22 protein-coding genes are annotated in these 21,243 nt (G+C 68.9%); 14 read left to right on the top strand and 8 right to left on the bottom strand.

Annotated features, from left to right (window positions below):
* Positions 1-159: 159 nt before the first annotated feature.
* Positions 160-2,637 (top strand): putative Ig domain-containing protein, encoded by a 2,478-nt coding sequence (locus ACZ5MC_RS11705; RefSeq protein WP_464515892.1) that lies wholly within the window; start codon positions 160-162, stop codon positions 2,635-2,637.
* A 53-nt stretch (positions 2,638-2,690) separates the two neighbouring features.
* On the top strand, positions 2,691-3,767 hold the full coding sequence (locus ACZ5MC_RS11700; protein ID WP_464515891.1) for a tetratricopeptide repeat protein: 1,077 nt from the start codon (positions 2,691-2,693) through the stop codon (positions 3,765-3,767).
* 41 nt (positions 3,768-3,808) lie between these two features.
* Here ACZ5MC_RS11700 and ACZ5MC_RS11695 read toward each other — a convergent pair whose 3' ends face one another.
* A complete protein-coding gene (locus ACZ5MC_RS11695) occupies positions 3,809-4,669 on the bottom strand; it encodes an aminotransferase class IV (RefSeq protein WP_464515890.1) in 861 nt (286 codons plus the stop codon).
* A 224-nt stretch (positions 4,670-4,893) separates the two neighbouring features.
* Between ACZ5MC_RS11695 and ACZ5MC_RS11690 the strand changes: the two genes are divergently transcribed.
* On the top strand, positions 4,894-5,706 hold the full coding sequence (locus ACZ5MC_RS11690) for a substrate-binding domain-containing protein (RefSeq protein WP_464515889.1): 813 nt from the start codon (positions 4,894-4,896) through the stop codon (positions 5,704-5,706).
* A complete protein-coding gene (locus tag ACZ5MC_RS11685) occupies positions 5,703-7,664 on the top strand; it encodes a hybrid sensor histidine kinase/response regulator (protein ID WP_464515888.1) in 1,962 nt (653 codons plus the stop codon). Before ACZ5MC_RS11690 ends, ACZ5MC_RS11685 begins: the two co-directional genes overlap by 4 nt.
* Here ACZ5MC_RS11685 and ACZ5MC_RS11680 read toward each other — a convergent pair.
* Both ACZ5MC_RS11680 and ACZ5MC_RS11675 read right to left on the bottom strand, forming a co-directional pair.
* The gene (locus ACZ5MC_RS11680) at positions 7,657-8,010 is read right to left on the bottom strand and encodes a PilZ domain-containing protein (RefSeq protein WP_306600601.1); all 354 of its coding nucleotides are present in this window, start codon (positions 8,008-8,010) and stop codon (positions 7,657-7,659) included. The two genes, ACZ5MC_RS11685 and ACZ5MC_RS11680, sit on opposite strands and share 8 nt — an antisense overlap.
* A 138-nt stretch (positions 8,011-8,148) precedes the next feature.
* Positions 8,149-8,916, bottom strand: coding sequence for an FKBP-type peptidyl-prolyl cis-trans isomerase (locus ACZ5MC_RS11675; protein WP_464515887.1), 768 nt, complete (start codon positions 8,914-8,916; stop codon positions 8,149-8,151).
* 119 nt (positions 8,917-9,035) lie between these two features.
* Here ACZ5MC_RS11675 and ACZ5MC_RS11670 point away from each other — a divergent pair, with 119 nt between their 5' ends.
* Genes ACZ5MC_RS11670 through ACZ5MC_RS11660 form a run of 3 tightly spaced genes read left to right on the top strand, consistent with a single transcriptional unit; the run spans position 9,036 to position 10,898 of the window.
* Positions 9,036-9,947, top strand: coding sequence for an FAD:protein FMN transferase (locus ACZ5MC_RS11670; protein WP_464515886.1), 912 nt, complete (start codon positions 9,036-9,038; stop codon positions 9,945-9,947).
* Positions 9,948-9,951: 4 nt separating this feature from the next.
* Positions 9,952-10,392, top strand: coding sequence for an FMN-binding protein (locus ACZ5MC_RS11665; RefSeq protein ID WP_306600598.1), 441 nt, complete (start codon positions 9,952-9,954; stop codon positions 10,390-10,392).
* Positions 10,389-10,898 carry a hypothetical protein gene (locus tag ACZ5MC_RS11660; protein ID WP_306600597.1) on the top strand — a complete coding sequence of 170 codons (510 nt, stop codon included), beginning with the start codon at positions 10,389-10,391 and terminating at the stop codon, positions 10,896-10,898. The genes ACZ5MC_RS11665 and ACZ5MC_RS11660 overlap by 4 nt, the downstream gene beginning before the upstream one ends.
* 53 nt (positions 10,899-10,951) lie before the next feature.
* Here the strand turns inward: ACZ5MC_RS11660 and udk are convergent, their stop codons facing one another.
* Genes udk through ACZ5MC_RS11640 form a run of 4 tightly spaced genes read right to left on the bottom strand, consistent with a single transcriptional unit; the run spans position 10,952 to position 14,410 of the window.
* Positions 10,952-11,590, bottom strand: a complete 639-nt coding sequence (gene udk, locus ACZ5MC_RS11655; RefSeq protein WP_306600596.1) for a uridine kinase — start codon at positions 11,588-11,590, stop codon at positions 10,952-10,954.
* A gap of 5 nt (positions 11,591-11,595) precedes the next feature.
* On the bottom strand, positions 11,596-13,143 hold the full coding sequence (locus ACZ5MC_RS11650) for a Kelch repeat-containing protein (protein ID WP_464515885.1): 1,548 nt from the start codon (positions 13,141-13,143) through the stop codon (positions 11,596-11,598).
* Positions 13,144-13,145: 2 nt separating this feature from the next.
* Entirely contained in the window at positions 13,146-14,231 is a 1,086-nt protein-coding gene (locus ACZ5MC_RS11645) for a CofH family radical SAM protein (RefSeq protein ID WP_464515884.1), read from the bottom strand.
* 11 nt (positions 14,232-14,242) lie between these two features.
* Entirely contained in the window at positions 14,243-14,410 is a 168-nt protein-coding gene (locus tag ACZ5MC_RS11640) for a hypothetical protein (protein ID WP_306600593.1), read from the bottom strand.
* 127 nt (positions 14,411-14,537) lie between these two features.
* Between ACZ5MC_RS11640 and ACZ5MC_RS11635 the strand changes: the two genes are divergently transcribed.
* The 6 genes from ACZ5MC_RS11635 to tatC all read left to right on the top strand — a co-directional run bounded on the left by ACZ5MC_RS11635 (position 14,538) and on the right by tatC (position 19,984).
* Positions 14,538-15,398 (top strand): helix-turn-helix transcriptional regulator, encoded by an 861-nt coding sequence (locus ACZ5MC_RS11635; protein ID WP_306600592.1) that lies wholly within the window; start codon positions 14,538-14,540, stop codon positions 15,396-15,398.
* A 247-nt stretch (positions 15,399-15,645) separates the two neighbouring features.
* A complete protein-coding gene (locus ACZ5MC_RS11630; protein WP_464515883.1) occupies positions 15,646-16,902 on the top strand; it encodes a porin in 1,257 nt (418 codons plus the stop codon).
* 40 nt (positions 16,903-16,942) lie between these two features.
* On the top strand, positions 16,943-18,526 hold the full coding sequence (locus ACZ5MC_RS11625) for a flavocytochrome c (RefSeq protein WP_306600590.1): 1,584 nt from the start codon (positions 16,943-16,945) through the stop codon (positions 18,524-18,526).
* Positions 18,527-18,528: 2 nt separating this feature from the next.
* On the top strand, positions 18,529-19,005 hold the full coding sequence (locus ACZ5MC_RS11620; RefSeq protein WP_306600589.1) for a cytochrome c3 family protein: 477 nt from the start codon (positions 18,529-18,531) through the stop codon (positions 19,003-19,005).
* Between the two features lie 28 nt (positions 19,006-19,033).
* Positions 19,034-19,201, top strand: coding sequence for a twin-arginine translocase TatA/TatE family subunit (locus ACZ5MC_RS11615; protein ID WP_306600588.1), 168 nt, complete (start codon positions 19,034-19,036; stop codon positions 19,199-19,201).
* 3 nt (positions 19,202-19,204) lie between these two features.
* Positions 19,205-19,984 (top strand): twin-arginine translocase subunit TatC, encoded by a 780-nt coding sequence (tatC, locus tag ACZ5MC_RS11610; RefSeq protein WP_306600587.1) that lies wholly within the window; start codon positions 19,205-19,207, stop codon positions 19,982-19,984.
* Between the two features lie 52 nt (positions 19,985-20,036).
* Here the strand turns inward: tatC and ACZ5MC_RS11605 are convergent, their stop codons facing one another.
* Positions 20,037-20,747 carry a hypothetical protein gene (locus ACZ5MC_RS11605; RefSeq protein WP_306600586.1) on the bottom strand — a complete coding sequence of 237 codons (711 nt, stop codon included), beginning with the start codon at positions 20,745-20,747 and terminating at the stop codon, positions 20,037-20,039.
* A 111-nt stretch (positions 20,748-20,858) separates the two neighbouring features.
* On the opposite strand from ACZ5MC_RS11605, the gene ACZ5MC_RS11600 reads away from it, so the two are divergent.
* Positions 20,859-21,209 carry a hypothetical protein gene (locus tag ACZ5MC_RS11600; protein ID WP_306600585.1) on the top strand — a complete coding sequence of 117 codons (351 nt, stop codon included), beginning with the start codon at positions 20,859-20,861 and terminating at the stop codon, positions 21,207-21,209.
* Positions 21,210-21,243: the final 34 nt, after the last annotated feature.

Raw genomic sequence — 21,243 nt, 5'->3', positions numbered from 1 at the left:
AGGCCACCCTTGAAGCACGCTTCCGTTTTGCGCTGCATTGCGAATATTGCTGGCTTGACCCTTTGCTTCTTGATGCCGGCTTGCCTGGGCCGTGACGACTCATTTCGTGAAGCAGGGGTCCACCCCCCCACGGGATTGATATATACCCTCAACACGGCCGTGTACGCAAAGGGTGTCGCCATCGCCAGCAACAGCCCTTCCAGCGGGGGCGGCGCGGTGGTGTCCTACTCGGTGTCCCCGGCCCTGCCCGCGGGCTTGGTCCTGAGCACCGGCACCGGCGTCATCAGCGGCACGCCCACGGCGGTTTCGGCTCTCGCCAGCTATACGGTGACGGCAGCCAATACCGGAGGCAGCACCACCAAGGATCTGACGATCACCGTCAATGATGCTGCGCCCAGCGGCCTGGCCTACACCCTCGGCGCTGCGGTCTACGCCAAGGGATCCGCCATCGCCCCCAACAGCCCCACCAGCGGGGGCGGCGCGGTGGTGTCCTATTCGGTGTCCCCTGCCCTGCCCGCGGGGCTGAGCCTGAACACCGCCACGGGCCAGATCACGGGCACCCCCGCGGCGGTGGCGGCCCTGGCGACCTACACGGTGACGGCCACCAATACGGGCGGAAGCACCACCAAGGATCTGACGATCACCGTCAATGATGCTGCGCCCAGCGGCCTGGCCTACATCCTCAGCGCTGCGGTCTATGCCAAGGGATCCGCCATCCCCCCCAACAGCCCCACCAGCGGGGGCGGCGCGGTGGTTTCCTATTCGGTGTCTCCGGCACTGCCGGCGGGGTTGATTCTGAACACCGGCACCGGCCAGATCACGGGCACGCCCACGGCGGTGGCAGCCCTGGCGACCTACACGGTGACGGCGACCAATACGGGCGGCAGCACCACCCAGGACCTGACGATCACCGTCCATGAGGCGACCGTCATCATCGCCGGCAACGCGGGCGCTGCGGGTGTGCTCATGACCTGTTCCGGCGGCACGGCGACGGCGGATGGATCGGGCAACTACACCTTCAGCGTGGCCTACGGGTGGTCCGGGACGGTCACGCCGGCCCTGGCGGGCTACACCTTCTCGGCCCCCAGGACCTACACCGACATCGTGGCGGATCAGGCCGGCCAGGACTACACGGCGACGGCCATCACCTTCACGATCTCGGGCGCCCTGGGCGCCAGCGGTGCCGGGGCTTCCCTGGCCTACACCGACGGCTCGGCCAAGACGGCCACGGCCGATGCTTCAGGCCATTACGCCTTCACGGTGTCCTATGACTGGTCAGGCACGGTCACCCCGAGCCTTGCGGGCTTCGTCTTCACGGTCGACAGCCGGACCTACGCCCATGTCCTGGCCGACCAGACGGCCCAGGACTACACCCTGACCGCGGTGAGGGTGCCGCCCAGCTATGCGGGGTGCTTCATGGGCCTGGGTTCCGGCGATAGCGGCGGAGGGTCCATGCCCGGCTACTGGGTTGATGGGACCTGGTTCGATCTCCCGCTCCTGGAGCCCGGCCAGGATGCATGGGTCACCGCTCTCGCCGTGTCCGGGCGGGACCGGGACGTCCTTGCGGTCGGCTTCTGCACGCGCGATGCCGGGGGGAGCGTCCCAGGGTATTGGAAGAACGGGACCTGGGTTGGCCTCCCGGTGCTGAATGGAGGCGGGGACGCCCAGGCCACCGCCATCCTCGTGTCCGGGGGCGACGTCTACGTCGCAGGCCTCATTAACGGTACCTCGGGTGTGGTTGTTCCGGGCTATTGGAAAAACGAGGCCTGGATCGGCCTCACGCCCCTGGCCAGTGACCGGAACTCCCTGGTGGTCGCCCTGGCAACCTCCGGGAGCGAGGTCCTTGCCGCGGGCTACAGCAGCGACGTCAACAACGTAGGGGTTCCCGGCTACTGGCGGAACGGGGTCTGGAGACCCCTGTCCCAGTTGGATATCACCAGGGAATCGTCCGCCACCGCCGTGGTCGTGGACGGGGATGACGTCTATGCCGGCGGCTTCAGCACGGATTCCTCTGGGGTGCAGATTCCGGGCTACTGGAAGAACGGGATCTGGACGGGTCTCGATCGGCCAGACAGCAACACGGACTGGATGGTCATCAGCCTGGCCGTTTCTGGCAGTGATGTCTATGCAATGGGCTTCAGCCTGGCCAATACGATGGGTGCATCCATCGCCGGGTATTGGAAGAACGGAGCCTGGGTCGTCCTTCCCCCGTTGTCGGTCGATGGATCCTCGGTGAGTACGGTCCTCGTCGCGTCCGGGAAGGACGTCTTCGTGACGGGGGCCAGCACGACCGCGGACGTGACGGTCACAGGCTATTGGAAGAATGGGACCTGGTTCAGCCTCCCCTCCCCCGACCCTGCCAGTCCCGGGATTCCCCTTTCCTTCGTGGCCCCTTCCTACATCATTTCAGGCAACGCGGGAGTGGCGCGGGCGGTGCTGACCTACACGGACGGGACGACCAGGACCGCCGTGGCCGACGGGGACGGGAACTACTGCTTCAGCGTGTCCCCCGACTGGTCGGGGACGGTGACGCCCTCCAAGCCGGGATCCGTCTTCACGCCGGCCAGCAAGGTCTACACCCATGTCCAGGCCGACCAGACGGCCAAGAACTTCTCAGCGGTCACGAACCCCGGCTGATCAACTCCAGGACCCCCCCCTGATCCCAACGACGATTCCTGGAGACTGCTCCCATGATTTCCCGCCTTTTCCTTTCCCTCACCGTCATGCCGGCCCTGGTGGCCGGAACCTACGATCCCAGGCCTGATCTTGAGGCCGGGCGCTACCTCAAGACGCTCAGGGGCGCCGAGACCCGGATTCAGGCTGAGCCGGGGAACGCTCTGGCCTGGGCAGCGAAATCCCAAGCACTTACGGCAATGCAGCGCTTCGGGGAGGGCCTCGCGGCGGCCGAGAAGGCGCTGGTCCTCGCCCCCCGGCTCGCGGATGCGATGATGGCCCGAGGGCTGGCCAAGGCGGGGCTGGCCCTCCAGCAGCGAAACCCGGGAAGCCTCAATCGCGCCTTGGGGGCGATGAAGGATTTGGAAGCCGCTGCCAAGGCGGACCCTCGCCTGGCGACGGCCTGGATGACCCTTGGGCTTGCCTATCAGCAAATCCCTAGAATCATGGGTGGTTCCACTCAGAAGGCACTGGCTTGCGCCGGGAGCCTGCGCAGCCTCGCCCCCGCCCGTGGGGAGCTGCTTCAAGGCGTCGTGCTGGCCATGGGCAACCGCTGGGTGGAGGCCGAGCCGTGCTTCGACCGCGCCCTGGCGCAGGATCCAGCCGATCCCGAAATCGTCTACGGTTATCTGGATGCCCTCGGCAGCCGGAACGTCCGCAGGTACCTGGGCGAGACCGAGCAGAAGCATCGCCTGGCCAAGGAGGCCCGGCGGCTGCTGCCTCTGGTGAAGACCCGCGCCAGGGCGATCGAAGCCATTGCGGATGCCCTTCTCGACGCCGGACAGCCTGAAGAAGCCTGGAGCATTTCCAAGGCAGCCATCGACCAGACGGACGCCCCGAGCCTGGTGCGCCTTCAATTGGGCAAACTGGCCGCTCGCAGCGGGCTGCACCAGGAGGAGGGCCTGGCCTATCTGGAGCAGGCCCTGAAGGAGCCCATGGAGGGCGGTTCGGCGGGCCATGCCGGAGCCGGCTGGCGGAAGGGGCAGATCCTGAAGGCGCTGGGAAAGCACGAGGAGGCCCGAATGGCCGCTGAATCCGCCCTGAAGCTGGACCCGAAACACCCCGGAGCCACCCGGTTGCTGACCGTGGATTGACGTCCCGCAGGCGGGGTCCGGGTGCCGCGGCAAGCCGCGGGCTATTCGAGGTGGTCCCGCTTGAAAGCCGCGTAGAGCTTCTGCAGCCGATCGGTGATCGGCCCCTTGGAGCCGCCGGACAGGAAGGTGTCGTCCACCTGGATCACCGGCATCACTTCCGAGACCGTGCTTGAGATGAAATTCTCATCCGCACGTGCGAAGTCCTGGAGGTGGAGGCGCTGCTCCCGCACCTCCATGCCGTCCTTGCGGGCCAGTTCCATGACGAAGTGGCGCGTGGTGCCGGGCAGGATGTTGTCGAGCTCGGGGGTGAGCAGGACGCCGTCCTTGATGCAGAAGATGGACGAGCTGGGGCCTTCCGTGAGGTAGGGGCCCCCGGCGTCCTCGCGGAAGAACAGGGCCTCGAAGGCCCCCTTCTCCTTGGCGTGCTGCTTGCCCAGGACGTTGGAGAGGAGGTTGATGGTCTTGAGGTGGCAGTAGCCGCCGCGGGTGTCGGGGAAGGTGACGGTCCTGACGCCCACGCTCCAGCAGTTCTCGGGCATCTTCCGCAGGGGGATGAGGACGATGAAGAACGTGGGGCGCACGCCTTCGGGGAACGTGTGGTAGCGGGGGGCCTCGCCCCGGGTGATCTCCAGGTAGAGCTCGCCGTCCAGGACGCCGTTGCGCCGGGACAATTCCCGGCAGGCCTCCAGCAGCTCGGCGTCGGAGTAGGGGAATTCCATGCGGAGGGCGGCGGCGCTGTCGCGCATTCGGGCGATGTGCTTGGCGAAAAGCAGGAACCTGCCGTTGACGCAGCGGATCACTTCGAACAACCCGTCGGCGAAGCACAGACCGCGGTCCTGGATGCTCAGGAGCTTGTCGGTCTCCTCGTGGAACCCCCCGTTGAAAAAGATCTGCCGGCCCATGCGACGCTCCCTTTCCTGCGATGATAAATTTGTTACTCGGCGAAGATGCCGTGAAAAATATTTATCAAATGATACCCCCTCATGCCCGGGAGAGCACATCATGGTTGAAGGAAACCCATGATCGAGCCCGAACGGACGTTTTGCGACGGGTCGGCATGTTGCTATGGCCTGGGCACCTTCCTGACGGCGAGTTGAACATGGATCTAGCGCGTGGAATCACCAGAATGCTTCTGGTTCCGGCCCTCTGGCTGGCCCTGGCCGCGACCCTGACCGCGGATGCCGGGGGCGTGCTCCGCATCGGAGGGGCGGGCGCGGGACTGGGGACCTTGCGGATCCTGGCCGGGGAATTCGAAACAGCCCATCCGGGGACCCAGGTGAAGATCGTCCCCAACCTGGGGACCTCCGGGGGGATCAAGGCCCTTCTGGCCGGCGCGGTCGATCTGGCCATCAGCGCCCGGCCCCTGCTGCCCGCCGAAATCCAGGCCGGAGCCCGGCTCCACCCCTATGGCCGGACTCCGTTCGTCTTCATCGCCAACCGGGACGTTCCGGAAACGGACCTCACCACCGCCGGGCTGGCCCGGATCCTGAAGGGCAGCCGTACGGCCTGGGCCGATGGCGGGCGCATCCGGGTGATCCTCCGGCCGGTGACGGATGTGGACACGGCGATCCTCATCGCCCTCTCGCCGGACCTGGGTCCGGCCTTGAAGGAGGCCCACGACCGGCCGGGCATGTTCGTAGCGGCCACCGATCAGGAGGCCCTGGCCTCGGTGGGCCGGATCCCGGGCGCCCTGGGCACCACGTGCCTGGCCCAGCTCTCCACCGAGCCGCATGCCGTGAAGGTGCTCAGCCACAACGGCGTGGTGCCCGGCCTCCAGGCCCTGGCGGAAGGCCGCTATCCCTTGGCCAAACGCATGGCCCTGGTGTCCGCGCCCCGGTCCCCTGCCCTGGCCCAGGCGTTCCTGCGGTTCATCCGCTCCGGCCGGGGCCGCGCCCTGCTTTCGGCCACGGGCCATCTGCCGGAAGAAGGTGCGCCTTGATCGGCCCGGACGGCAGGATCCTGACCCGGGCCGTCCTGTTCACGACGATCTTCTCGCTGGTCGCGGGGTTCGTCCTGCCCGCCGTGTTCGTGGCCCGGTCCATCGGCAGCCTCAGGGGCATCATGGAGACCGAGGCGGAGCTGAACGCCGACCTGGTCAGCCGGATCATCACCGCGAATCCGGACCTGTGGCGCTACGAGACGGCCCGCCTGGAGGAGCTGCTGGCGCGCAGGGGGCGGTCCCGGACCCCGGAGGCCCGGCGCCTGTTCGACAGTCAAGGGACCCTGATCTGCGAAAGCGCTGAACGGCTCCGGTTCCCCACCGTCCGGATCGCCTTCCCCATCCTGGACGCAGGGGCGGCCGCGGGGCGTATCGAGATCGAGCGTTCCTTCCTGCCCGCGCTGGCGGCGTCGGTGCTCCTCTCGCTGGCGGGACTGGCGGGGGGCCTCTGGCTGCGCCGTTTCCTGCCCTTCCAGGCTGCGGCCCAGGGCCATGCCTTCCTGCGGGAGGTCATGGAGGCCTGCAGCAACGCCATCGTGGTGCTGGACCGCCAGGGGCGGATCAGCCACTTCAACGGGCGGTTCAGGACGCTGGCGGGACGGCCCCGGGCGGACCTTGCGGGGCGGACCATGGCCGGCTTCTTCGAAGGCGAGCACCGGTCCCAGGTGGAAGCCCAGCTCCTGGACCTGGCCACCGGCAGGACCGCCAAGGCGGAATTCGAGACTCTGCTCCGCACCCCGGAGGGCGCCTCCCGGAACCTCCTGTTCGACGCGATGCCCCTTTCCGGTGAAGGCATCGTCCTTTCCCTCCTGGATATCACCGAGCGCCGGGCCGCCGAGGCCGGGCTTCGGGAAAGGGAACTCCAGGTTCAGCGTGCCCAGAAGATGCAGAGTCTCGGCAGCCTGGCGGGAGGGGTGGCCCATGACATGAACAATGTCCTCGGGGCCATCCTCGGCCTGGCCTCGGCCCATCTGGAAGTGCAGCCGGCCGGAAGCCCCGTACGGCAGGCCTTCGCCGTCATCGCCCAGGCCGCGGAACGCGGCGGGAAGGTGGTGAAGAGCCTCCTGGGCTTCGCCCGAAGCAAACCAGCGGAGGAGCGCAGGCTGGACATCAACACCCTGCTCCGGGCCCAGGCGAGTCTCCTGGAGCTCACCACCCAATCCACGGTTGAGCTGGAAATGGTCCTGGCAGAGGACCTCCCGCCCATGCTCGGGGACGCCGCCGCCCTCACCACCGCCGTGATGAACCTCTGCTCGAATTCCATGGAAGCCATGGACGGACCCGGCCGGATCACCCTCCGCACCCTGAGGGGCGAGGACGGCTGGATCGAGGTCCGGGTCGAGGACAACGGCCGGGGCATGGCCCGCGAAGTCCTGGAACGCGCCCTGGATCCCTTCTTCACCACCAAGGAGGTGGGCAAGGGCACGGGGCTCGGACTCGCGATGGTCTTCAGCACCGTGCGGGCCCACCGGGGCGAGATGGACCTCCAGAGCGAACCGGGCCACGGCACCTGCGTCCGGATGCGGTTCCCGCCCCTCGCCGAGGGGGCGGAACCGGCCCGGAACCGGCCCGCGGGCGCGGGCCTGAAGGTCCTGCTGGTGGACGACGACGAACTGATCCAGACGTCCCTGGCCCAGGTGCTGGGCATGGGAGGGCACGCGGTGCAGGGGGCGGTCAGCGGCGAGGAGGCCCTGGCGCGGGTCCAGGCCGGTTGCAGGCCCGACGTCGTCATCCTGGACCTGAACATGCCCGGACTGGGGGGGGCCGGATCCCTCCCCCGCCTACGGGCCCTTCTGCCGGACGTGCCGGTCCTCCTGGCCACGGGGCGGGCCGACCAGACCGCCCTGGATCTGGCCTCCGCCTACCCCGCGGTCCTTCTCGTTCCCAAGCCCTTTTCCGCAAGCGACCTGGAGGCGGCCTTCGCGCGGATGGCGCCCTGGAGGGAAATCCCTACTTAGGCACGGTGGCGATCACGTACTCCGAGATCTCCCGTTCGCAGTCCGCGGGCGTCTCCACGAACTCCACGCCGGCGGTGATCCACTGGTCCTTGGGCCCCGCGGCGTCCCTGTGCCAGGCCACCTTGCCCTTCAGGGAGTATTTCTTGGCGTCGGAGTGGAAGAGGATCATGTTCTCCAGGATCGGCTTGCCCTTGAGATACTGGGCCGAGCCGATGGGCAGCTTGACGCAGCACCCGTGGGTGCCGATGTTCGACACCTGGATCTTGTTGAATTCCTTGCCGCCCAGGTGGAACTGGGTGGTGTAGTCCGAGACGAGGGACGTGCGGGAATACTTTCGCTTTTCCATGGAATCCTCCTGGAGGCGCGGTTTCGACAGGCCCTCCCCGCTTGTCGGAGGGGAGCGTCAACGGTGGAACAGGAGGTTAGATGACCCCGGCCACCCCCTGTGACCGCGGGCCGTTAAAAAACCTAAGTCGTGGCGCTGTTAGAGGATATCCACCAGCTCCACGTCGAAAACCAGCATCCCGGCGGGCATCCCCTTCTCGCCCCGGTAGGCCAGCTTCTCGGGGACCCACAGGCGGGCCTTGGCGCCGGGGGAAAGCATCGGGATGGCTTCGGTCCAGCCGCGGATGACCTGGTCCAGGGCGAAGGAGGCGGGCTGGCCCGTCTTCCAGGAACTGTCGAACATGCGTCCGTCGGTGGTCCACCCGGTGTAGTGCACCTGGACGCGGCTCTTGTAGGTGGGGTGGGGCCCCTTCCCCTCCTTGAGGATGCGGATGGCCAGGCCCGAGGACAGGACGCGGGCGCCCTCGCCCGGACCGGCAACGTCGGCCGGGGCCTTGAAGGGGGAAGGCGCGGTTTCCACCAGTTCCATTTCCAGGACGAGGGTTCCGGTTGGGCGGCCCAGGGCCGGGGGAATCCAGAAGCGCCGCTGCTCCCCCGACCGCATGAGCTGGAGCCCTTCGGCCATGCCCTTCATGAGCCGCGGCAAGGGCCGCGTGAAGGGGCCGTCATGGCGGGCGGTGGAATCCACCACCTTGCCGTCCGGGCCCCAGAGGGTGTATTCGACCGTCACCAGGTCCTCGGGGCCGGGCCTGGGCCCGGTGCCGGGGCGGAGCACCACCGAGGCCAGGCCCGTGGCGGTCAGGGCGGCCTGGGCGGGAGCGATCAGGTCCGCGGGGACGGGCGGCACCGGGTAGCGGTCGGCGGCGGAGAGCAGGGCGCAGGGGAGGAGGAGGGCATGGAGTCGCATGGAAGCCATGCTCTCCTGGATGGGGGTCGGGAGGCAAGGTGCCCACCCGCGCGAAGGAAGAGCGATTCCCGGTCCGCCAGGAGCTTGACAAGCCTTCCATTTTGTTGAGAATGAGTCTCATGTCTTTCCTCCCCCCCCTCCTCCTTCCCCTGGCCGTCCTGGGCGCGCCCGCCGCGACCCTGGACCGGGAGGTCCTCTGCATGGGAACCCGCCTGGGCATCCACCTGGAAGGCCCCGGGGTCACCGAGGCCTCGGGCCGCATCCTCCGGGAGCTGGACCGGATCGAGCGCGCCTGCTCCACCTGGGACCCCGGCACGCCCTGGAGCCGGCTCAACGCCGCCAAGGGCGCGCCGGTGAACCTGGACGCCGAGTGGCTGGACCTGCTGGGCGCGGCCAAGGCCTGGAGCCGGCGGACCGGGGGCGCCTTCGATCCGGTGCTGGGGCGGCTCCTGGCGGCCTGGGGCATCCGGTCGGGGGGGCGGGTCCCTTCGGCGGCGGAGCTGGACCGGGCCCGCCGGGCTTCGGGCAGCGCGCTCCTGGTGCTGGAGCCCGGCAGCGCCCGGCTCCTGGATCCGGAGGCGGCCCTGGAGGAGGGCGGCTTCCTGAAAGGCTACGCGCTGGACGCGGCCCGGCGCGTTGCGTCCGGAACCTCGGGCTGGCTGGACTTCGGGGGCCAGATCCTCGCCTGGGGCGCGCCCCGGGAGGTGGGGGTGGCCGACGCGGACGACCGCGGGGCCACCCGGTTCACCCTGGTGCTTCCGGACGGCATGTCCCTTTCCTCCAGCGGCTGCGCGGAACGGGGCCGGCACATCCTGGACCCCGCCACGGGCGGGCCCTGCCCCGACTGGGGCGCGGTGGCCGTGGCGGCGGCCTCCGCGCTGGACGCGGACGTGCTCTCCACGGCCCTCTACGTCATGGGGCCGGACCGCGGGTTCCTCTGGGCCACGGACCACGGGGCGGCCGCGGCCTTCCTCCTCCACGGCGGCGAGGTGCGCGAAACGGCGGCCTTCGCGGCCCTGAAGGCGAGGTGACCGCATGCGCCGGCTTCTGTTCCTCTGCGCCCTGCCCCTCGCGGCCGCCCTACCTTCCCAGCAGGAGGCCCTGGCCCTGGCCTTTCCCGGCGCGACCGTGACCCGCAGGGACCACCCCGCGGCCTTCGAGGCCCGCAGCGGCGGGAAGCTCGTGGGGGTGGCCTTCTTCGACACGCACCGGGTGCGCGCCCAGATGGAGACGGCCATGGTGGCCATCGGCGCGGACGGACGGATCCTCCGGGTGGAGGTGGTGGCCTTTTCCGAACCGGCCGAATACATGGCCCGGGGCGCATGGCTCAGGCAGTTCGACGGGAAGCGCGAGGAGGTGGTCCTGGGAAGGACCATCAAGCCCCTGGCCGGATCCACCCTCACGGCCGCCGCGCTCACGGATGCGGCGAAACGCGCCCTGGCGCAGTTCCAGGCGCTCTACGGAGCGGCGAGATGAGGCCCCTGGAAAGGTGGAGCCTGCATCTGTCCGCCGCGGGCATGGCGCTCACGGGCCTGCTGTACGGCTGGCTCAAGTACTTCCACCAGCGCGCGGGGGATTTCGGCCCCGAACCCTACCGGCTGCAGGGCTGGAGCCAGCACGCCCACGTGGTCCTGGGGCCCCTGCTGGTCTTCACGCTGGGAGTGATGGTGCGGGGGCACGTGGTGCCCGCACTTCGGTCGGGCACCCGCAGGGGACGCCGGTCCGGGCTCTGGGTGGCGGGCATCCTGGCCCCCATGGTGATGGCGGGCTACGGCATGCAGGTCTGCGTGGATCCGGCGTGGCGCGCGGCCCTGGCCTGGGTCCACGGTCCGTCGTCGCTGTTGTTCCTCGCCGCCTACGGCTTCCATCTCCTGGGACGGGCCCGGCGGGAGCGCTTCGACCGGAGGGCGGGGCGAAGGGGCCGGCCGGATTACCTGGGTAAGGACCGGGCGGCCTACCTTCCGGCGGGCTCCGGCCGATAAGGAAGCCGGATACGCAAGCGGCTGGCGATTCCGGATCTTCTGGACCCGTGGGCCTAGCCCTGGGCGCCCAGGCGTCCCAGCACGTGGTGGAGCAGCATGTCCAGGGCCGTGGTGTTCTCGACGCCCACGGGGACGATCAGGTCGGCCCAGCGCTTGCTGGGCTCCACGAATTCCAGGTGCATGGGGCGCACGGAGTTCAGGTACTGGTCGATGACGCTCTCGATGGAGCGGCCGCGCTCGGCGGTGTCGCGCTGGATGCGGCGCAGGATCCGGATGTCGGCGTCGGTGTCCACGAAGATCTTCACGTCCATCTGGTCGCGCAGCTCGGGCAGCGCGAAGAGCAGCAGGCCTTCGAGCACCACCACCTGGCCGGGGGAGAGGGGTTCCTCCCAGCCCACCCGGTCGGAGGTCTTGAAATCATAGATGGGTTTGCGGATGGGCTGCCCCTGGGCCAGGGCCTTGAGGTGGGAGGCCATGAGCTCCAGGTCGAAGGCGTGGGGATGGTCCCAGTTGATGGGGCCGCCGTGGAAGCGGGCCTTCACGACTTCCAGGGGGGCGTAGTAGGCGTCCATGTCCAGGAGGAGGGCGTCGACGCCCTCCTCGCCCATGCGCCGCAGGAGCGCGTTGGCGATGGACGTCTTGCCGCTGCCGGAGCCGCCGACGATGCCGAAGAGCAGGGTCTTGTTTTCCATTCCGTTCACTCCTTGCCCATCCCCCACACCAGGACGGAACCGTCGTTGAGCTTCAGCCCCGCCGGCCGGGCGCGCCGGATCCTCATGGATCCGGCGGGGACGAGGGTCTTCTTCCTGAGGTCGAGGATCTCCACGGAGCCCGAGGGCGCGTCGGGGGAACCGCCGCCGACCACCAGGGCCCGGGTCTTGTCCAGGGGCACCACGGCCGCGCCCGGGCGATCCTTCACGTCGGGACCGGCGGGCGCGGGCCGCAGGGTCGCCAGGAGCGCCTGCAGGTCCTCCCGCCAACCGAGGGGCGTCATGCTGCCGGTGCGCGGATCCACCTGGTCCACCACCTCCCCGATGGCCAGGACCCGGCCGTCGGGCAGGAGGCCCAGTTGGGTCGTGCCCTCCCGCAGGGTTCCGACCACCGCCCCCTGACGGGTGCGGGCGTCCCAGCGGTCCAGGGGATCGCCGAAGGCGGGAGCGCCCATCACCAGGACGCCGCCGTCCTTGAGGGGCACCAGCACGGGACCCAGGTAGCCGTTGGCCAGGCGGGGGCCGGGAACGGCCGCGGGCAGGGCCAGGGGATCCGCGCAGGCGAGGATGCGCAGGCTTCGCTCCGCCAGGTAGAAGCCGCCGTTCCAGGCGGGGCTGGGATTGCCCTGGAGGTCCAGGGCGGGGCCGCGGGTGACCGTCTCCTTGACGGGATCCAGGATGTCCATGTCCGCCACGGGAACATCGGGGTCCAGGCCCACCCCGGCCCACAGGCAGACCCGGCCATCGGCCAGCACTTCGGCCTGGTGCCGGGCCCGGGGCTGGGGGGCCTGGGACCAGGAGGAGAGCGTGGACCAGCGGGGATTGAAGACCTCCACGGGGAGGCTGGGGCCGGAGGCGGCACGCCGGCCACGGACCTTCTGCTCGGAAGGCCAGCCTCCGGTGATGGCCACCCGGCCGTCCTTCAGGCGCACCAGCCGGAAGAAGTTCCGGGGACGGGCCAGGGTGCCCTTGGAGGAGGGGCTTTTCCGGCCGTCCCAGGTGAACAGGGATCCGGAGGCGCCGTCCACCAGGAGCACCCGGTCGTCCAGTTCCACGGCATCCGCGGAAAGGGCGAAGGCGGCCTCGGGCAGGGCCTTGAAGGCCGCGGCGCCCGGTTCCAGGACCTCGGCCGGGGCCGGAGCCTCGGTGCCGCCCAGCACCAGGACCCGGCCGTCCTTCAGGGCCAGGGCGCGGTGGCCCTGCCGGGCCCGGGTCAGGGGAGGGCCCGGGGTGAAGCGGTTGGTGGCGGGATCGAACCACTCGGTGGTGGGGCCCTTGAGGGTGCCGCCGGTGATGAGCACGCGGCCGTCGGGCATGGGGGTGGCCTGGAAGTCCGTGCGGGATTCCAGGAAGGAGCCCACGGAGCGGCCCCGGCCCGTGGCGGGGTCCACGCGCTCGGCAGAACTGCCGGCCGCCGGTACGGTGGGGTCGCCCTTCACGGCGGGGGCGGCGGCCCTGGGAGCCTTGGGGGGCCGGGGCTTCACGGCTCCCGGTGCCAGGACCAGCGCCAGGCTGAGTGCGGTTCCGAGGACCATGGTCAGGCCACGGGATGGTAGATGTTGTCCCGCTGCCAGGGTTCGAAGCCCGCCCCGCGGATCATGCGTTCCATCTCCTCCCGGTTCACCGAATAGCAGGTGCCGGCGGCGCTCACCACGTTCTCCTCCAGCATGAGGCTGCCCATGTCGTCGCAGCCGTAGTGGAGGGCCATCTGCCCGGTCTTGCGGCCCATGGTGACCCAGGAGCTCTGCATGTGGGGGATGTTGTCCATGTAGATGCGGGCGATGGCGATGGTGCGCAGGTACTCGGAGTCGGTGGGCCGGGGCACCTTGCCTTCCCAGAGGGTGTGCCCGCTCTGGAAGGGCCAGGCCGCGAAGGCCGTGTGGCCTCCGCCGTTGGCCCTGGCCAGGGCCCGGTCCTGCTGCTCGCGCAGCACCCGGAAGTGCTCCACCCGCTCGGCCAGGGTCTCGGTGATGCCGAACATCATGGTGCCGGTGGTCTTCATGCCCACGGCGTGGGCGGCCTCCATGACCTCCAGCCACTTCTCCGGTCCGCCCTTGAGGGGGGCGATGCGCTTGCGCACGCGCTCCACCAGGACCTCGGCCCCGCCGCCCGGGATGCTCCCCAGGCCCGCGTCGCGCAGGTCCAGGATCGTCTTTTCCAGGGACTGGCCGCTCAGCTTGGCCATCATCTGGATCTCCACCGGGCTGAACCCGTGGACCCAGATGCCCAGGGACCGCAGGTACGAGCACAGCTCCAGGTAGTAGCTCCAGGGCAGGTCGGGATTCACCCCGCCCTGCAGCAGGAAGCCCGTGCCGCCCACCGCCTTGGTCTCCTCGGCCTTCTGGCGCAGCTGCTCGCGGGTGAGGAGGTAGCCGTCGCGGCTGCCGGGCTTGTGGTAGAAGGCGCAGAAGGTGCAGTAGACGTTGCAGATGTCGGTGTAGTTGACGTTGCGGTCCACCACGTAGCTGACCCGGGCGGGGTCGTTCAGGCGCCTGCGCACGGCGGAGGCCGCCGCGGAGAGGTCCGGGAGGCTGGCGTCCTCGAAGAGGCGCAGGGCCTCATCCTCGTTGATGCGCCGGCCCGCCATCACCGCCTGGAGGATGGACGAGGTGCTCGCTGCCATGGACTCCATGGCTATACCTTGTATCCCATCACGGCCAGGCACCGGCGGCAGATGCACTCCTGGCCCTCCACGGCGTGATTGAAGGCCTCCAGGGGATACTCGATCCTGCACTTCTGGCAGACCTGCTTGGGGACTTCCTGCTTTTCCGCTGCGGGCGTGGCGGGCACTGCTTCGGCCATGCGTTCCTCCATCGCGTCCAGGATACCATCCCCGCGGAATCCAGCCACGCCGGGGCCTCCGGGCATTCGATCTTTTAATCACGAATGGCTGGAATCCTGTTATTCTGCATGCATTCCCAGGGATTCCATGCCCCGCAGCGCCCTGTCCATCTTCCCCATCACCGAGGTCCGCAACCTGCGCTTCCAGTGCAGCGAGCCGGCCCTGCACGCGCACCCCTTCCACCAGATCTTCGTGCTCACCCGGGGCGGGGGCACCCAGACCATGCACGGCGAGACCGTGGCGTTCAAGGCCCCCTGGGTGCTCGTGATCCCCCGGGGCCAGGCGCACCTGTACCTCCCTTCGGCGGACTCCGAGGGCTGGTCCATCGGGTTCACGGACGAATACCTCCCCCCCGGAAGCACCCTCCTTGCGTCCAATGCCTTCCCGGCCGGGGGCGTGGCGGTGGCGGTCCCCGGCATCGCCGAGCGCCTCTGCGGGCTGGCCCGCATCCTCCACGAAGGCGAGGGGGAGGCCAGCGGCAGCTGCCCCACGGTGCAGTTCCACGTGCTGGCCGCCTTCCTGCAGCTGCTGCACCACGCCTGCCAGCTGCAGCAGCCCGCCGACCGGAGCCTGCCCCTGGCGGACCACCTCCTGTTCCAGCGTTTCACCCGGCTTCTGGACGAGGCCTACCGGTCCCGGTGGGAGGTGGGGCGCTTCGCCCGGGAGCTGCGCTGCTCCCAGCGCAAGCTGGTCACCATCTGCCAGCGCACCCTGGGCAAGTCCCCCCACGCCGCCCTGGAGGAACGCCGGATGATCGAGGCCCGGCGGATGCTCACCCAGGGCGCGGAGTCCGTGCAGCAGATCGCCCTGGACCTGGGCTTCGAAGACCCGTCCTACTTCGCCAAGGCCTTCCGCCGGGTGGTGGGCCAGACGCCCACGGACTACCGCAACCAGCGCCTGGGCCTGAACCCGGAATGGGCCAGGAATTACCAGCCCGCGACCCATTAATACCAGGACCTCGCCGGGCCCAGCCCGGGAAGGGTCCGCCCCTTCGGTGAAACCCACTGCCGGCGCGGTTCCAGGGGCCCGGTAAACCAGCCGGGATTCCACCGGAACCTGAGTGATTGTTCCCTGGGTCGCCCAGACCCCCAGCCCTAGGATTAATAAAAGACCTGCTGGTCAATTGACACGGGTCAAGCCTGAAACCTCTACCCCACCTGGGCGGCCAGCGGCCTGCCCATTCAAAGGAGTTACAATGATTTCAAGGCGTACGCTCTCACTTGCCACCGGTCTCCTCGCGGTTGCCGCCGCCGGCCAGGCCCAGGACAAGCCCAACGTCACCATCTACGGCACCCTCATCGCCTTCGCGGACAACGTGCAGGCCTCGGATGCCAGCACCCGCGCCGCGGACGGCAACTCCCTGGTGACCGTCTCGCCCACCGCCACCAACGTCCCCTCCAAGCTGCGCATCACCTGCAGCACGTCCAACCTGGGCTTCAAGGGCGACTTCAAGATCAAGGGCGACGACCTCAAGCTCATCTGGCAGGTGGAGAGCTCCGTGAGCGTGGACGGGGACCAGCCCAGCGTCCTGGCCGGCCGCAACAGCGCCATCGGCCTCTCCGGCGCTTCCTGGGGCACCGTCCTCGTGGGCAACTGGGACACCCCCTACAAGTTCCCCACCCTTTTCACCGGCACCCAGCGCGGGCTCTTCCCCTTCGACAACAGCCTGACCGGCAACCCCGGCTTCAACGTGCCCGGCACCGTCACCAACTCAGGCCGCGCCGGCACCAAGAACGACGCCTCCTTCAACCGCCGCCAGGGCAACAGCCTCCAGTACTGGACCCCCGACATGTCGGGCTTCAGCGCCCGGGTGGCCTACTCGGTCAACGAGACCAAGCCCACCTCCGACGCCCCCACCCAGGTGCAGTACTCCCCCACCGTCATCTCCGCCCTGCTGAGCTACCGCACCGGCGGCCTCACGGTGCACTACGGCTACGAGCGCCACAACGACTACTTCGGCCTCAGCCAGCTCACCGCCGGCGCCACCGCCCCCAGCCTCACCAACGCCTCGTCCAAGGACGAGGGCCAGGAACTGGCGGTGTTCTATGCCATCCCCTCCGCCGGCACCCGCATCACCGGCATCGTGGAGCAGCTGACCTACCGGAACGACGAGACCGTGGCCGGCAAGGTCAGCGAATACAAGCGCACCGCCTGGGGCGTGTCCGCCCAGCAGAGCTTCGGCCAGCACAAGATCTGGGGCCTCTACGGCACCGCCGACAAGGGCAGCGCCAAGCTCGTGGGCGGCGCCGGCGCGAACGTCGAGGGCCTGGGCGCCACCCAGGTGACCCTGGGCTACAACTACGCCATCACCCGGACCGCGGACGTCTTCGCCACCTACTACACCGTCGTCAACAAGGCCGCCGCGACGTACGGCGCCTTCCCCGTCCTCGCCGGCATCAACCCCGGCGCGGACACCCGGGCCTTCGGCGTGGGCGTGCTCTACACCTTCTAACCGCAGAATCCGGGCCCGCGGGCCCGCAAGGAGGAACATCATGAGTGACGAGAAGAACGGACTTTCGAGGCGGGGCTTCCTGGGCGCCGGCGGCGCCATCATGGGCGGCCTGGCCCTGACCCAGCTGCCCCTGGAGGGCGCGGCCCCCAAGGGCGGAACGGTCGTGGATTCCACCATGCCCCGCAAGTGGGACGAGACCTTCGACGTGGTGATCGTGGGCAGCGGCTTCGCCGGCCTGGCCGCGGCGTACGAGGCCAGGAAGGCCGGGGCCTCCGTGGTGGTGCTGGAGAAGATGCCCACCCCGGGCGGCAACTCCATCATCAACGGCGGCATCGTGTCGGCCGCCGGCAGCCCGCTGCAGGCGAAGATGGGCATCAAGGACTCCCCCGAGCTCATGGCCAAGGACATGATGGTGGCGGGCCTCGGGCTCAACCACCCCGGCCTGGTCAAGCTCATCTCCGAGAAGTCCACGGAGACGGTGCTGTGGACCATCAGCGAGCTGGGCGTGAAGTACCTGGACAACGAGCTCGTGCAGGAGGGTGGCCACACCGTCAAGCGCAGCTACAAGACCTACAACTCCAGCGGCTCGGCCATCGTGCTGCCCCAGCTTGCCAAGCTCAAGGCCCTGGGCGTGGAGCCCCGCCTGGAGACCTTCGTCACGAAGATCTACCGGGACAAGGACGGCCGGGTCAAGGGCCTGCAGGTCCGCGAAGGCTACGAGTTCCCCAAGGCCGACAGCGGCAAGCTCAGGACCATCCGCGCCCGCAAGGGCGTCGTGCTGGCCCACGGCGGCTTCGGGCAGGACGTGGCCTACCGCATGATCCAGGACCCCAAGCTCACCGCCAAGGTCGAGAGCACCAACCAGCCCGGAGCCACCGCCGAGCTGTGGCGCGAGGCCTCCCGCATCGGCTGCAACATCATCCAGGGCGACTGGATCCAGGTGGGCCCCTGGGCCAGCCCCGACGAGAAGGGCTTCGGCCTGGCTCCCCACTTCGCCCAGGAGGCCGCCTCGATGTACGGCATCTGGGTGGACGCCACCACCGGCAAGCGCTTCATCGACGAGCTGGCCAACCGCAAGATCCGCGCCGACGCCATCATGATGCTCATGAACCAGGGCCACAAATGCATCGCCTTCGCCGACGCCAAGGCCGTCTCCCGGCTCACCCCCGGCGTCATGGACAAGCTGCAGAAGTCCGGCGTGGTCAAGGCCTTCAACAGCCTTGAAGCCGTGGCGGACGCCTACGGCATGCCCCGGGCCGCCTTCCTGGAGACCGTCGCCAAGTACAACACCAACATCCGCAACAGCGATCCCAAGGATCCCAAGGACGACATCAAGGTCAGCACGAAGCTCCCCCAGGGCACCCTGCCCCTGGAGACCGCGCCCTTCTATGTCTCCCGCCTGCTCCCCAAGGTCCACCACTGCATGGGCGGCATCTACACCAACACCGAAGCCCAGGCCATGGACGTCTCCACGGACAAGGCCATCGAAGGCCTCTACGCGGCCGGCGAAGCCACGGGCGGCGTCCACGGCGCGGTGCGCCTGGGCAGCTGCGCGGTCATCGACTGCCTCGTGATGGGCCGGGCCGCCGGTTCCAACGCCGCCAAGGCGAAGGCCTGGGGCTAGCCATGAAGCTCGTCTCCATCCTCCTTTCGCTGGGGATGCTCCTGCCCCTGGCTGCCGCCCCCAAGCGGCAGCCGGGGGTGGCGGCCACCCAGTGCGCCACCTGCCACGGCAAGGAGAAGGTGCTGCCCGCCGGCCACGCCGAGATCCGCAAGGCCAAGGCGGGCTCCTGCGGCGAATGCCACTCCGGCGAGACGGCCCTTCGGGCCAGGCTCCCCCTGTCGCACCGCCACGCCCTCGCGGGCGTCACCTGCGCGGACTGCCACGGCAAAGGCAGGCCCGAGGCCAAGGCCAAGCCCGAAGCCTGCGTGCGCTGCCACGAAATGGACGCCCTCATCGCCAGGACCGCCCAGGCCAAGGACCACAACCCCCACGCCGACCAGCACGGCTACGCGGCGAACTGCAACCTCTGCCACCACCAGCACAAGCCGTCCAAGAACCACTGTCTGACCTGCCATTCCTACAACTGGCCCGTGCCCTGAGCACGAGCGACCTTTTCCGGAGCACACCATGGGCAACCTGGGCATCACTGAAATCCTTCTGATCGGCGTCTGCCTGCTGATCTTCTTCGGGCCGTCCAAGCTGCCCGAGCTGGGCAAGTCCCTGGGCAGGGGCATCCAGGAATTCAAGAAGGCCAGCAAGGAGCTGACCAGCTCCGTCACCGACGAAAAGGCCTAGGCCATGGACTCCGCCGCCGTGACGACCGCCGACGAACGCATGTCCTTCCGGGAGCATCTGCAGGAACTGCGGGTGCGCCTGGTGCGCTCGGCCCTCACGGTGGCGGGGGCCTTCGCCCTGACCTACGCCTTCCGCCTCCGCCTGTGGACCTGGGCCCAGTGGCCCTTCCTGCAGGCCATGGGGCGCCAGCTGAAACAGGACCCGGCGAGGCTGCAGCCCTGGGCCTTCACCGACCTCACCGAACCCTTCTTCAGCCTCATGCGCCTGAGCGTCTGGGTCGCCGCCTTCCTGGCCGCGCCCGTGATCTTCCTGCAGGTGTGGGGCTTCATCAAGCCCGCCCTGGGCCCGCGGGAAAAGCGCCTGTTCATCCCCTTCATCCTGGCCACCAGCGGCATGTTCCTGCTGGGGCTGGCCTTCGCGTACACCCAGGCCTTCCGGTTCCTGGGGGACATCCTCTTCCAGGAGGCCGCCGGGGCGGGGCTTCGGGCCAACCTCCACATCGACAGCTATCTGGATCTCTTCCTCTCCACGCTGGTCGTCACCGGGCTGATGTTCGAGCTGCCGGTGCTCACCTTCTTCCTGGCCCGCTTCCGCATCGTCACGGCGAAGATGATGCTGAAGTACTGGCGCCACGCCACGCTGGCGATCGTGGTGGCGTCGGCCTTCTTCACGCCCGGCGACGTGGTGCTGACGACGCTCTTCTTCAGCTTCGTGCTCCTGGGCCTCTACTTCGTGTCCGTGCTGGTGGCCTGGGCGGCTGAACCGCGGCGGGCGCGCGGCTGAGGGTGTTCGCAAGGGCGCTGGAAAGGGGCGTCGGCATTTCCCGAACGCACCATCAGGAAGGCGCGCCGTCCGTCCCGCCGGGTCCCCACTGTTTCCAGACGATGTAGCCCCCCCAGGCCAGCGCGGCGAGCATGAGGCCGGCTCCGGCGAGCCAGAACAGCCGCGCGATGCGGACATCGTGGAGCAGCAGCCCGGTGCGGGAGAGGAGCTGGAACCAGTCGTGGCCCTCCCAATCCGTCTGCCCGGTCTCCCCGCTGGTGAGCAGCAGCTGGCGCACCCGGGCATCGGCGATGTAGGGCGCGCAGTCCAGGAGGCTCTGGCCCAGCCACCACGCCCCCGAACACGCTCCGAACGGGTTGTCCTGCTTCAGGAAGACCCCCGCCACCAGGAGGGGCACCAGCAGCTGCCCCAGGGTCCCCCCCAGGATCTGGAGGAAGGTGCCCAGGGGGCTGAAGACCACGTGGCCGGCCTCGTGGAAGGGCAGGTCGATCCAGTGGAGGAAGGACCCCATCAGCCAGGGCCCCTGCATGGGAAGGAGCAGGATCCGGAGGGTGACGATCCCCAGGAGCACCAGGAAGGCCCCCCGCACCGCCACCAGGCCCCGGTCCTCGCTGGGCCCGATGTGGAACATCCGCTCCTCCAGCCAGGAGGGTTCCCGTTCCTCGGGCCTGGGCCGGGGGCGGTAGCGGCTGAAGACGACGCCGCAGTGGACGCATTCCTCGAGCCCTTCGTCCTGGGGCTTCTGGCAGCGGGGGCAGAACATGGCCGGGAGCCCTCCTTCAGGAAATCAACAAAAAAGGCTTTCGGAATATGGGATCCATTGGTGTTTTTGTTGTACGATTTATATTATCCCATCAACCCCTGGAGGGTTGCCATGTCCGCGAACATCTGCCCCATCTGTTCCGGGGAGATCATGACATACAGGCGGTTCATGAAGGAGGCCGAGCCTTCCGGGGTCTCCGTTTGCCAGTGCTGCGGAGCCCGCCTGCGGCGCAGCCGGGGCGCGTCGCCCCTGCTGGTGTTCCTGGGGCTGGGCGCGACGGCGCTCTCGGCCCTGGCGGTGAACCTGGCGGTGCGGGAGGCGATTTCCATCGAGGCTTCGACGGCGATCGTGGCGGCGCTGGCCGGAGGCTACGTCCTGGTGGTCACCTTCCTCGGGAGGCGGCTGGCGGGATGGGTCGTGGACCGCCTGCACGTCGGGAGCATGGCCCTTGGCCGGAAATGAGTCGCGCATTCTATTGGGTTGGTCCTGGGCCCAA

The sequence above is a fragment of the Mesoterricola sp. JemC181 genome (assembly GCF_055384585.1).
Note: the sequence above shows the minus strand (reverse complement) of the source record. Positions and strands in the feature narration are given on the sequence as shown.